Here is a 12,530-nt window from a genome sequence, read left to right as displayed (position 1 = left end):
GTTTCTCAGGGATACCCGTTAATGGACGCCCGCCGCCTCGATCTCGATGTACCGGCCGATGCTGCGCAGATGTGCGGCGATTTCCAGTCGAAGGTGGTCGCGGTCCCCAAACGCGTCACAGACATCCTCCACCAAGCGGCACACGCGGTCAAAGTCACTGTCCGGAACGTCACACTGCGCAATCACGTAAAGTTCGTGTCCGATGGCACACATCGGGCAGCCGGTCTCCAGAACCGCCTCAACGAATTCGGGTATCTGGTTCTTCCGCAACATCCCGCTCCTGCTGTGACCGCTTCCAAGTATACGTACTCAACCAAAGGGCGCAATTGTAAGATTTTCCATCAACTGCTTGTACGCAGCTCAGGAAAGCCGTCGGTCTTCGAAACGACTGTTGACGTCATTTTCCAGTTGTGCGGCAATAGGTGGGCGGCAAACTCCGGTCGCAATTCCTCCCATCAATGAAAGTCACGCTCATGGAAGCCTTGCAGGCGCTTGTCCTGACCAACACCCAGCTTCGCGAACTTTTGACCGATGCGGCGAGGGAAGGCGCAAAGCTTGCGGTCACCGAACTGCGCGCCGATCTCCACCAATCACCGGAAGATGCCACGCTGCAGCAACTCCGTGCCTACCTGTCCGATCCTGCCTGCATCCCCAACCCGCACGAACACTGGGCCCACGCCGACATCATCCGCCGGATTGAAGCGACCCCGCGCGGCAAGCCGAAATCCACAGCCTGGTTCATGAAATTCCAGCGGGAAACAGGTCTGAAGGAATGCCGTAGTCGCCCCAGTCCGGTGCATGGGCGCCGCAGGGAATGGACATTCACGGATATCAAGCTGGCGTGGGATGCCTACTATCGCACTCGATAGCAGCCTTATGTCGATGCTGGTCGATTTCCGCACTCTAGTTCCCCACGCGTTCCGCTAAGCGGAGCAACTCACCACACTTCTATGGCTGAGTTTCTGTCACGCAGCCACTCTACTTCCGCTCAACTGACCCAAAGAGACTATCCATTATGAGTGCAAAAGTGGCACCCAGAAAGGTTTCGATAACTCCTAGCGTACGCTTGAGGATGGAAATACCCGCGTTTTCCTAGTAGCCCGTCATTTCATGTTCCTGAAATGCCAGCGACTGCTTTGGTTTCCTGCCCAGAATGTGAGTGAGAACGTCATTCATCGTGGTGCGGTCGTTGTCGAACCCGCCGTGTGATTTGCTGTCGGTGCGTGACGTATCGCGCCCTGCAAAAAAGATCTTGTGGTTGCTCACGGACGGCAGCCCACCGTCGAACTTCTCCATGCCCAGGATGGGTTCCTGTTCCTTTTCTTCGAAGGCGTTGGAAACAAGGTAGAGCAGCGATTTCCCGTAGGGGCCGACGGTGTCATCCTGCTCCCGGCTGTCGATCATGTCATACTGCCACAGGCTCTTGACGACCGCTTTGGATCCGCCTTGTAGTTTCGGGATATACGTGGCCTTGAAATAGTCCACCGTGCAGGCTGGCGCCATCAGGCTGACAGTCGACGCCTGTGCTCCGTCTGGGGTGATCTTGTCCCAGACTTTCAGCAACTCGCCAAGCAGAATGGAGCCGGCGCTATGTCCTACAAGATGAACGGCGAGGGGTTTTGTCCGTTTCAGATTCTCAGCTAACAGTTCTTTCACGCTCAACCATCCGGCAGCGTTGCGTGCATACGCCCGTTCGGCGTCGACCTTCATCTGCTTCCAAACCCGCCGGCCCAAACCGCGTGCCGCCTTTTCAATCATCCAGTCGCGGAGATCACCAACCGAAGCGCCAACACGTTCCTCGCTCTTCTCAAAAATCTCCTTGAAGACATCGCCCAGTTCTTCCGTGAAGCCGGTCTCCCACATGAAATGAAAGGGATAAATCCGGTTGCGTTTAAAAACCTCCTTCATGGCCTTGATGCGTCGCGCTGATGCCAGAGACCCGTTCAGTCCGCCGTGTTTGTAAATGACCAAGTGGTCATATTTGCTATCGGCTCCTTGTCCGTCCGCGGCCAAATGTTGGGCCGTTTCCTTGATGTTGTCGAAGGTCGTGGCGTAGTTGCCTTGCTCGACGAACTTGCCGTCATCAACGTGCAGAAAATGACCGAGAATATCCTGCCGGCGTGGTTCCGGCAGCGTAACCACCTTGGCGGCTGTTGCTGTGCCTGGGCCGGCAATGATTTGTGTCAGATCGAAGGCGTCGGGGGTGGGGACCGCGAGGCGCAATACCCAGGCATCCATGATATTCTCCGCCCAGTCTTCATAAGACCAGTGGCCGATACCGGGTGTATTTTGGAATTGGCCCCAGGCCGGACCCCAGGAATTCTGGATCAGAAACCCGTCTTTGTCGTAGCCCACGATCATGAAGGCGTGGCCACCTTCGCGAAGGCTACTCTTCTGGATGACTCCCTTGGGCGGATTGCTCCAGCCGCGATGCACATTCGCGGATACGACAATAACGCCGACTTCATTTAAGGCGGCGTGGTAATCGATGATTTGTGGTCGCAAACGGTAGTATGCGCCGAGGCCGGTATTGCGGGCATCCTTGGCCTGCGCGACTTCAAGTGCCCAGTTCTTCTGGTTGGGTTTGTAGGGGGCTAGCTCCTCGCGACAAACGCCGTTGTGGAAGAACCCCTTCAGGGCTCCGCGAATACTGGATCCGACATAGTCTTTGCCGGGCCATTCGTCGTGGAGCTTTGCCATTTCATAAAGCATGCGGGGGCTGACGTCGTCTATTGGCGATGCCGCCTCTTGTCGTCCGAAGGCTCGGCGCCTCAAGAGATTGATCGTCCCGGCCAAGGCAAATCCTGTGCAGGCGCCTTCAGTTCCCTGATCCAGTATGGGCGACTCATCCATCGTGGGCGGTGGAAGATGAAACCTGAGTTCGAGCAGTGCTGGCTCGTACATTCGGTCCCGCAAATCTGGGACGTCCGGTTGGGTGCTTAGGAGGCGACGCGTTTCGCCGGCTGTGATCGCTTGACCCTGATTGGGTTCCTTGGTTGCCCGTTGTGCCTTGCGTGTTGGCATGCCACTCTCCCTAGATTCCAGCCGGATAAACACACATCCCCTGCGCTGCGTGATCTACCGCGACGAGAAATGGGGGCATTTTCGCTTGATCATCCATATCCGGCATGATGAGCATTAATTCGTTGTTGTTTAGGATGTGGCTCTCAAGCAACGCCACATGAATGGGGTAGGGGAGGCGCGGCCTTTTCCGTACGCACGCAATATTGCATGCCCATTTTAGATGCTCTTTGGTGGTATTCTGGATATTGAATTCCCGCTCCATCACCCAGGCCCCTGACAAGTACATCAGTCAAGTTAGTAAAAATCATGCACGCGTGATTTCTTCGTGATTTCTTTTCATTCGTGTCGGAAAATTTGTAGTCCAGAAAATAACCGAGCGGCATGCCACTGTATTCAATCAAAAAGTCTTTTGCGTCCGCCAAGTGCCCCGAGTGAAAAAATGACCTGCGCTTTCCTTTCCGAAGGAGTGCCCCTTTCACTGTCGTGCCCGTCGCCAGCCGGCCGCTTTTGCTTCGGCTTCCGTGCAGAACCATCTCTCCCCGTATTCAGGGCTGATTTTCGTCTGCTGATAGTATTTCTGTCCCGGCACGTGATAGATGCGCTTGCCGGTGTTGATGCTGATATTGCCTTTGATCACGCAGTCGGAAGGCGCATGTGGCGACGCTGTTCGATTGTCGGCAATCGTGATGGTCGCATCACCCATATTCCTCGCCTGTTGACCCACCCCATCCGGCATGACGGCCCCAAGGCCGGCGCCGACAAAAACGGCGCCCCCCAAAAGCAGGGGAACGAGTGACCGTCTCCGGTCGGAGCGCCAAGGCCCCTTGACGACAGTGGAAGACCGTCGACCTCCGGGAGGCGCGCGTCCGAACCTCACGGTTGGTCCTTGCCGGTTGCATAATATTCGCTGAGGTTCAGATGCCCGGCAAGTTGATCTGGTCGGTAAGGCCTGCATAGTCCGAGCTGCGGGACCTCGCCCCCCTTGCATCGCTCAAGCACCGAAGGGTGGAGGGTGGCCTCGGGATTGATGGAACGCGGCTTGGTCCGCCACTTAATCTTCAGGGGACCGAGCGTGAAAAAATAGACCTCTGCGTGCTGCAGGCCCGCAGGGTCCGGCCATCGCATCAGCAGGTCCTCGCGAATATAGACGCTCGGCACACATTCTTTCAGTTCTTCAATCATCCAGCCAAGTGCGATGTCACTCAGCCGGGACTCGTCCTCGGGATAGCTTCCGCCAACGTCGCTATGGCACCCCGCAAACCAAACCTGCTTCAGCCACTCGGGTGTGCGACCATTGGTCTTCTCCGCCTCAGCGGCACTTCCCCAGGCGACGTTTGGAAAATCCGCGCGGCTCTCATCGATCGACAGCGCATGACGTGCGTGCATGACATCGGAATCGAGGTAACGATCGTAGTTTTTCTTGCTCCAGGTCGCCCAATGACCGTTTTTGTAGATTGCCCACCAATCGAGAGGGTTGGAGAATTTCAGCGGCTTGTCGGGGTCGGGCGAGAAATATTTCCAGGCTGACATGAGGATGAGGATTGCACGGTAGGCAGCCAAACCCAGCGCGATGGTCAGTCCCGCCCTGACATACCAGGCCCAACCGTAAAACCACGCGGCCAAAACGAGCGTCAGCAGTATTGCGGCGAGAACGCTGGTGATGGTGTTAACGGTCTTGCTGTCGAGGGCTGCGACCGTATCAAAAACGCCGACGAAGGTCGGCTGCACATTGCCTTGTTCAAAGGCCTTTTCGCCTTCGGCTGCGCAGTCGTATTTGGCCCTGAACCGGCGTCCTTTTTCCTCTCGTTGAGAATAATAGGGCTCTTCACCCCGGAGGTGTCCGGCACCGTGATTGTAGACATATTTGACCGCGTCGGTGGCAATCTTCCGCAATTCCGGACCGTATCGGGGAACAACTGACCCGTCCGGCATACGAGTAGGTATCCCGCAGAGGTTCATGACATTCGCCACGGAGCGGACGGTGTAAGCTCCCCGTGAAAACCCGAACAATAACACCCGGTCGCCAGGCTCATAATAGGCAATGATTTTCGCGTAGCAATCGATAACGTTGTCATCGATGCCATCTCCAACGCCGGCTTCGACGGCGTGTCGGACGCGATCCAGCAGGGTACCCGCATTTTCACCGGATCCGAGGCCGGGATCATAGAAGGCAACCAGATCTTTGGGTGAGATGGGTGAGTCCGGACCGGGCCGCATGGCGCGGTACATCTTGTAGATGTTCGACAAGCATTGGTCCGGCCGCATGCCGCCAATTTGGCCAGTGCCGTCAGAAAATATCAGGATGTCTTTCGCCAACGCCACCCCCTGGTTCCATATCCTCAGCCTACGATCAGAGCAGGAGCGGACTTTGCTATTGCGCGTCGGACTACTTGATGATGGTCAGGTGTGGTGTCCGCGTTTTTTCCTCACCCTTATGCGCCGCCGCTTTTAACTGGACGTCCAGACCCTTGCTCTCCATTAGCGCCATGTCGATGAGGTAGATGAGCAGCGCCTTGTCCTCGGCATAAGCCAAGCTCAATGCGCACTCCAGATGGTGCGTGATGGTGTTTTCGCTGCGATCTTTTTGTTCGCTCATTGCGGCCCCCTATGCGTCCCAATTGCCAGCATTCGCAACACAACAGGCGTGCGTGATTTCTGCGTGATTTTTGCGGGGGACGTTCGTGATCGCCTCGCGATTCCACTAAGGAGACAATCGCTTGTGTGCAAACACTAGCGCGCGATGGCCTCAATGAGGCGTATGCGCCGCATCGTCGTCACGGGATAGTCATCGTCCAGAAAGCGTTCGAGATAAAAGTCCGGCTCAAGCTGCCGAAGCTTCCCGATGGCGCGCTGGAGCTCCGCAAGCATGCCGGCCTGCTTGTAGAGCGCCACCAGATACCGCAAGGGTGCGCGAAACGATGGACGTAAGATCAATGCCGCTTCGGCATGATCGATAGCGGCCTGATAGTCGCCGAGTGCGGCCGCCGCCATGCAGCAGAAGAACTCGACATACGCGCGGTGTTCACCGGCTCCGGCCAAGGCCAGAGCCGTTAGTGCCGATTCCCGGCTCCCGTTGAGGTCTCCGAGAACCAGTCGGGTGTTGGACAGAACCGCATGATTGATCGCGTTGAGGGGATCGAATCCGACGGCACGACTGGCTAGTTGAAGCGAACTGCGATGGGAACCGCCGGAGAGATATTCGATGTGGGCACCGACGCCAAGCGCGATCGCGCTGCCCGGGGCCTGCCGGATTGCTTCCTGCGCCATTTCCGCGACATCAACCGGACTGTCGAGGAAGCCGGTGTCACGATGCTGGAAATTGGCCATGTTACGAAGAAATGCCCGCCATGCCAGGTATTGCGGACGCGGCTCGTACTCGTAGGCGTATTGGATATACCGATCACCTTCTGCGAGGCTTTTCTTGTCGAACTGAAAGATTAGGCCTCTGGCCTTGTCAGCAAGCAGCGCCGCACAGTTCGGAATGGCGAGCGCGTCATGGCGTTGGCGAAGAGTCGACAGGATGGCCTCGACAAGCTGCGCGCAAACAGGATGGATGCGGTTGTCGTCGCCTTCATTAGAGGCGATGAGAAAGCTCTGTGTCCAGAAGATCCGATTTGACGCCGGGTGATAAATTTTCGCCGAGATATGAACCTGCCCAGGCTTCCGCATGGCGACAAGCGAAACACCGATCCCGCGCTGAGGTTGCGCCGTCGCGGTCGGCGATACGTCGCCCGGCGCCTGGAAAATGCTGAAATCGGAAAAATCCAGCAGGGACGTCGTGGCCAGAGAGAGGAGATCGTGCAGGAGGATTTCGCTGTCGGGATGCAAATCGGTCTTGCACGTGAAGAAGATAGCCGGATTGCGTGGCTTGTGAGGTGACACGCTGGGGACGTGAGCCGCCCCCATGCCGTCGGACAAGGCAAGTCTCTGATCGCGAATCCAGTCCTCGAACTCAGGGTCCTTGATGTCTAGGCCGTGGAACGCTTCCTCCTCGTCGTCTCCTGCGAGCGAAACAACAGATCGATTGTAGACGACGGTAAACAGCCGCGCGTCGAGGCCCACCGTTTCCCTGTCGGTCCGCAGCACCATGGCGTGCGCCCCCAACGCCTTGCGAAGGCCTGTCAGGGTCTGACGCAGGCTCTCGGAAGCGTGTTTCGTATCCCGATCGCTCCAGAGCTTGTCCTGAAGCCAGGTCCGCGTCCGGATGTGGTCTTTGGTCACCGCCAGAAGGACCAGAAGAGCGCGTGCCTTCTTGCTCTTCGGAGTCACATCGGCTCCGGCATCATCCAGCAATTGCAACCTGCCGAAGACGTTCAGCGACAGCATGGGCATTTCCCACAGCGTGTTGTCGATGCCGGTAGCGGCATTATCGTGTGAACATGTCACCCGTTATATCGTTCACGTCAATGCCGGATTTGCCAGCTGGAACTTCACTCGCCACCGGCTCCATCATACCAGCCTTTTCCGCCGTCTTGAACGGATAGGGCGTCACGTCGGTAGTCTTGTCGGCGTAGTACGGAAAATCGGTCGCGACCCAGTTGCGGAAAGCAGCAATGCCTTTGGAAACCTGGAGCACGTAGTCCAGTGACTGCGTGTCGGCGACCGGCGAATTGCTGCCGATATTGTGGAAGTACTTCTTCGTCGCGTCCTCATCGTAGGGATCATAGGGCACATCCGGCAGAAGCTCGTCGGCCTGAGCAGCTTCAGGCGTCTTCGGCAGCACGGCCCGGCCCCAGTCCAGGGCGCGCTGGTGACACGTGATGCAGGCAGACTTGGGGTTGTCGACCGGACCATTGGTGCGTCCAAACAGACCGAGATGCTGCCGCGGCAATGCATAAAAGCGTGCCGCAACCGTTGGATTTACCCAGCTTTCCTGGGGAACCATCGCATTCTGCAGATAAGTAGTGGCGGTCAGATCGGGATCGCTGCCCCAGATCAGTCCGACAGGTGCCAGGCGCTGGTAGGGTGTATCACCCGGCTGGGTGGCGTCGTACATGAAGGTTCCAAAAAACCATCCATTCGGCGAGCGCTTGTCCTTGACCGAGATGTCCATCTGCAGCAACCGCATCGTCATGATGCTGCCGTCCTTGCCGGCGGCGACCTGCCATTCCTTGGACCCGGCCAGAAACGGTACCTGTGAGGCAGGGGCTGAGGTGAAGAGCATTTTCATCCCCAGCGCGCCGTTGGCAAAGGCGAAGTCTTTCGTTTTCGGGAAGGTCGGGTCGCCCCAGATCTGGCCGAAGCCGTAACAGGCAACATCATTGTAGATACCCACTGCGAATGTCTGCTGCCAGTCTTTCTGGAGGGCATGCAATTCAAGGGGCCTCGACCAGCGCTCGCTGGTCATGCCGTGCAGAGGTTCCCGCAGCATGAAAAACCATGGGGCGTCACACCAATGCTCTTCCTTGTTGTCCTCGATGCGCCAGTCGATGTCTGGGCGCGCATTGACCTTGGTCACATAGGCGAGGATTGCATTCATGTAGCCGGCAGGATCGTTAAACGGGTCGATGGCAAGCCAGGGCAGTTTCGTGTTGTCTGGCATCTCTTGCGGAAAATCGTAGTGTATCTGGAACTTCCGCTCGTCTTCGCCCCCTTTCAAAGGCCTTGAACTGGAGCAATTGAAGAATGCTGTTGCCGCCGCTTCGTAGCTGGCGTCTGTTGGCTTCGGACAGTCCGCAAAAGCGGATCCGGCACACGCGCCAACAACAAACAAGATCGAAAGGATGAATATCTTCATAGCGACGGTCCCCAACTTCGCCAAGACTGACGCAACTTTAAGTCCAATAACCGGGAATTGTAAATCACTGACGATGATGTCTCAGAATTGAGCGGGTGTGCGCACGCGGGGAGGCCGGGACGCGCGCACTGGGCAGTTGATAAATGTCATGCACGTATGGCGTGCTGCTACCCGTTCACGTACACTTCACAACGACATCTCGCAGTTGTCGGAGACAGGGAGACTCCATGACGGTTCCCAAAAACATTGGCCACATGCTCAGTGCCCGCATCCGCAACGAGTTCCGGAAGGGAACGCCGGAGGCCGAGACCCTTGATCTGGTCCGGACGATGTATGCGAGGCAGAACGATGCGGATGCGATCAAAGCCACCGGCAAAGATTTAAAGGCGCCTCCAAGCCGCCCCAACAGTAAACATATCCCAAGCGACGGAAACAGCGACAACTAAAAGTATGCAATCCGGTTGTATCGGATTGAATTGTTCGAGCGTATCAGCATATCATCGGAGATCTGTTCTTTGAGGGGGAACCGCGATGCCGATACAACATCCGCATGAAGTTGATGTCATCGTAGGACGCAATGTCCGCATCCTGCGCACGCAAAAAGGCATTAGTCAGACAGAGTTGGCGGACGCCATCGGAATTACGTTTCAGCAAGTTCAGAAGTACGAAAAAGGATCCAACCGGATATCCGCAAGCCGGCTTCACCAGATTGCCGAGTTTCTCGGGATAGGGATTGCGACGTTGTTCCTGGGAACGGACAACGAAGGCAATGTCGAGAGCATTGTCCCGTTCAGTTCGGATGCCATCGCGTTTGCACGCATTTACGACAGCATCCAGTCGCCGAAGGTGAAGCAAGCTGTTCGGGGTTTTCTGCAGACCGTGGCCGATAAGGACCACATGGCGGGCAAAGCGGCGGCTTCCAAGGCTTCCTGATAACCGGGCTAGCCGTACGACATTTCAGTGTTGGCATCTGCCGCCGGCGACAGGCGCGTGAGCCCTTGAGCCAGCGTGTTCCCCGAACAGTCTGCCGTCAGAAACAATGAAGAGTATCGGAGACATCAGCATCGCGCCGCCGCAGGCGGGATGTCGGGCATTCTCGTCACGCGAAGGGTGGAAAGAGGCCAGCCGCAGGAGCCTCAGCAAAGCGGCCCGCAGGGCGAGGCGGGATCGACCGGCCCCGCCCGAGCGTTCCGCATGATCCCGTAGCCTTTCCTTACGGCCCGCGCAGATAAAGGTTGAGGGCCTATCCTTTACTTACAAACCCTCAGGACGCCGCCCCGACGTCTCCGCGACGGCCGGGGCGCACCATGCATGCATTCAGTGTGCGGGCGCGCGTGACGCCAGTGCCGCTCCTGCAAACATCAGGATGGCGCCCACGATGAACCCGGCAATGACGCCCATCGCAAGGTGGTTGCCGAGCAGCTGATCGAACTTCTGCATGAGGTCTGCGGACGACAGCGACGGATCCCCGAGATAGCCGTAGCGGTCCATCAGGGTCTGGAGGGCGTTCTTGTCGCCGCTCATGATGACACCGGCGATGTCGGCGGCATCCGGCCGGGCAGGCCCGGATTGCGAGGCAACACCGTAACCGGCGGCCATACCAAGAAACGGGAGACTTGCCAGCGGCACACGCAGTGCTGCCGGAATGCTCTCTGCGGATGAAAACAGGCGTGAAGCGAACGTCATATGCACCTCTCTGTCAGGAAACAAAGGCCAGCGGCCATGGAACAGTAAGGTGGTAGTCAAAATTCACGAGTTTTGACGGAGGCAGGGAAGGGGGCGAAACGGCAGGGTTCGCGGGCTTTCGATACGGAAAACCCTGTAGATTCAATATGTCTAAAATACGGGTTTTGGTGTTGCAAAACTCGTGAGTTTTGACAGGCTGGACGTCCAGACCAAAATATCAACATTACACGACGAAGTGGGCGTCAGGGTGGTTTCGCAAAATGGAGACCTATCCATGACCATCCCTCGTATTCTCGGCTACGCCCGTGTCAGCACCCAGGGGCAGGACCTGTCCTACCAGATCGACAAGTTGAAGGCCGCCGGTTGCACGCGGATCTTTGAGGAAAAGCGCAGCGGCAAAAACCGTGACCGGCCGGAACTGGAGAAGCTGCTGGCAATTCTCCAACCAAACGACACGGTACTGGCGACAGTGACCGACCGCATCGCCCGCGATCCGCTCGACATGCTGAACATCCTTCAGGCGGTAAAAGATGCCGGTGCGGCGCTCCGGCTGCTCGATGAACCGTTCATCGACACCACATCGGAACTGTCGGACCTGCTTATGTTCATTATCGGTTGGGCTGCACGCTGGCAGCGGCAGCGCATCCTGGAGAATACGGCGCACGGACGTGAACTGGCGCGCAAACGAGGTGTAAGGTTTGGTCGAAAGCCAAAGTTATCAATTTTGCAACAAGAACAAATTCGAGGCATGCGAAATTTGGGGGTGTCAATTTTTTCTGTCGCTGAAGACTTCAAAGTAAGTGCCAGCACCGTTAGGCGTGTACTGACTTCATGAATGTCTCACGTAAAATTCACCTAAACCGGGCTTGTTGAAGAAAAGTGGTTTGAAATTATATTTGTTAAGTAAGCGAATGCCGTCGGATGTCGCTGCCCGCGCGTAGACGCTTCGAGGTTTATTCCTGCTGACATAGTCAAATATGGACCCCAGAACGAAATGCTTTGAAAATGCTCCGTCTGCGTAAATGGCGCCGATATAGAGATCGTTATATTTTTTCTTTGAGTCCGTGCGCAAAAATTTCGGTGATACTGTTTTCACGGAGAACGAACCGTCGTGTATCGCGTCCTTTCCATCTTTGCTGAGGCGCAATACGCAGTAGTATCCTCTAAATCTCTTTTTATTGTCGCGTATTACAGTGAATGCTTGATCATCGAATGATTTAATTCTTCTTGTTTCGCTATCATCGGTTGCATCATTGAATATGATTTCGGCCGCATCCACAATTTTCTCCACACCGTCTGCATCGCATATCTCAGTGTAGAAAGTGTTGCGATATAACATCACGTCTGAAAAATATGTTCCGGTCCTGAGAATCCTATACAAGTAGATAACAAACAAAGCGGCAGCTACCAGCATTGTTGCAGCCCCTGAGTAGGATAGAATTTTTCGTAGCAGTAATGGCAGCCCCAGGTCGTCGAAAAACCCGGAGGCGCCAATTATAGTTAAAATTGATCCAGTCGCTGTAACAAAGAACAATAGAACTGTAAGGATGAAAGAGCGAGATTTCATATTCTTCTCCTTTTCCAATAAAATGCGCCGGCTATAACAGCCGGCGCTTGATATTTCTCGTCAGGAAAATCTCGACTTTCTCCTGGTTCATCCAGGCTGCGAGCGATCCACCGATCAGTGATACTCCAAGTACCATAAGAAAAATGTCGAACAAGATTGATCTCCACGTGAGGACTATAAACCTAGAACATCACATGGTTGTGATTTCGTCAACAATTTACCATAGATTGATTCTCGTAATGGTAGGTATATTCCAGAAGAGGGATCAAACCTCGAATAAGTGGTTCGACCTATCCTAAGTAGACTGTATTGCAATAAGGGGCGCTGCGGGCTCCCCCGCAGAAGGGGTGACGTAAAACCGCCCTTGCGGGTTGCAGGCAGGGGAAGGCCTTCCCCACCAATCCCTAAAACCCTAACCACAACATCCAACAATCCCCCAGCACCTTTTGGCGCCCCGCATGTGGGCCTGAGCCGTCCGATCTTCGGACGGGCGATGTCCGACGTGCGGGGCGCCGG

General features: G+C 56.0%; 13 protein-coding genes. 5 read left to right on the top strand and 8 right to left on the bottom strand.

All coding sequences use genetic code 11. The features are described from left to right. Positions 1-21: 21 nt before the first annotated feature. Complete coding sequence (locus ACU5AZ_RS02115) at positions 22-462, top strand: hypothetical protein (protein WP_446824425.1); 441 nt, start codon at positions 22-24, stop codon at positions 460-462. An 11-nt stretch (positions 463-473) separates the two neighbouring features. Continuing rightward, positions 474-869 (top strand): hypothetical protein, encoded by a 396-nt coding sequence (locus tag ACU5AZ_RS02110; RefSeq protein WP_446824424.1) that lies wholly within the window; start codon positions 474-476, stop codon positions 867-869. A gap of 223 nt (positions 870-1,092) precedes the next feature. Here ACU5AZ_RS02110 and ACU5AZ_RS02105 read toward each other — a convergent pair whose 3' ends face one another. The 6 genes from ACU5AZ_RS02105 to ACU5AZ_RS02080 all read right to left on the bottom strand — a co-directional run bounded on the left by ACU5AZ_RS02105 (position 1,093) and on the right by ACU5AZ_RS02080 (position 8,761). After that, a complete protein-coding gene (locus tag ACU5AZ_RS02105; protein WP_446824423.1) occupies positions 1,093-3,024 on the bottom strand; it encodes a C1 family peptidase in 1,932 nt (643 codons plus the stop codon). 475 nt (positions 3,025-3,499) lie between these two features. Next, positions 3,500-3,760 (bottom strand): sunset domain-containing protein, encoded by a 261-nt coding sequence (locus tag ACU5AZ_RS02100; RefSeq protein ID WP_446824422.1) that lies wholly within the window; start codon positions 3,758-3,760, stop codon positions 3,500-3,502. Between the two features lie 137 nt (positions 3,761-3,897). After that, complete coding sequence (locus ACU5AZ_RS02095; RefSeq protein WP_446824421.1) at positions 3,898-5,340, bottom strand: phospholipase effector Tle1 domain-containing protein; 1,443 nt, start codon at positions 5,338-5,340, stop codon at positions 3,898-3,900. 70 nt (positions 5,341-5,410) lie between these two features. After that, the gene (locus ACU5AZ_RS02090) at positions 5,411-5,620 is read right to left on the bottom strand and encodes a hypothetical protein (RefSeq protein ID WP_446824420.1); all 210 of its coding nucleotides are present in this window, start codon (positions 5,618-5,620) and stop codon (positions 5,411-5,413) included. Positions 5,621-5,754: 134 nt separating this feature from the next. Beyond that, entirely contained in the window at positions 5,755-7,350 is a 1,596-nt protein-coding gene (locus ACU5AZ_RS02085; RefSeq protein WP_446824419.1) for a hypothetical protein, read from the bottom strand. Between the two features lie 40 nt (positions 7,351-7,390). After that, a complete protein-coding gene (locus ACU5AZ_RS02080; RefSeq protein WP_446824418.1) occupies positions 7,391-8,761 on the bottom strand; it encodes a hypothetical protein in 1,371 nt (456 codons plus the stop codon). A 227-nt stretch (positions 8,762-8,988) separates the two neighbouring features. On the opposite strand from ACU5AZ_RS02080, the gene ACU5AZ_RS02075 reads away from it, so the two are divergent. Further along, positions 8,989-9,207, top strand: coding sequence for a hypothetical protein (locus ACU5AZ_RS02075; RefSeq protein WP_446824417.1), 219 nt, complete (start codon positions 8,989-8,991; stop codon positions 9,205-9,207). An 85-nt stretch (positions 9,208-9,292) separates the two neighbouring features. Next, positions 9,293-9,694, top strand: a complete 402-nt coding sequence (locus ACU5AZ_RS02070; protein ID WP_446824416.1) for a helix-turn-helix domain-containing protein — start codon at positions 9,293-9,295, stop codon at positions 9,692-9,694. Positions 9,695-10,078: 384 nt separating this feature from the next. Here the strand turns inward: ACU5AZ_RS02070 and ACU5AZ_RS02065 are convergent, their stop codons facing one another. Next, positions 10,079-10,447 carry a hypothetical protein gene (locus tag ACU5AZ_RS02065; RefSeq protein ID WP_446824415.1) on the bottom strand — a complete coding sequence of 123 codons (369 nt, stop codon included), beginning with the start codon at positions 10,445-10,447 and terminating at the stop codon, positions 10,079-10,081. Between the two features lie 274 nt (positions 10,448-10,721). Between ACU5AZ_RS02065 and ACU5AZ_RS02060 the strand changes: the two genes are divergently transcribed. Then, positions 10,722-11,282, top strand: a complete 561-nt coding sequence (locus tag ACU5AZ_RS02060; RefSeq protein ID WP_446824414.1) for a recombinase family protein — start codon at positions 10,722-10,724, stop codon at positions 11,280-11,282. Here the strand turns inward: ACU5AZ_RS02060 and ACU5AZ_RS02055 are convergent. Next, entirely contained in the window at positions 11,277-12,014 is a 738-nt protein-coding gene (locus tag ACU5AZ_RS02055; protein ID WP_446824413.1) for a hypothetical protein, read from the bottom strand. The two genes, ACU5AZ_RS02060 and ACU5AZ_RS02055, sit on opposite strands and share 6 nt — an antisense overlap. Positions 12,015-12,530 lie beyond the last annotated feature (516 nt).

It is taken from the genome of Rhizobium sp. PAMB 3182, from assembly GCF_052908355.1.
This window is presented reverse-complemented; position numbering and strand designations above follow the sequence as displayed.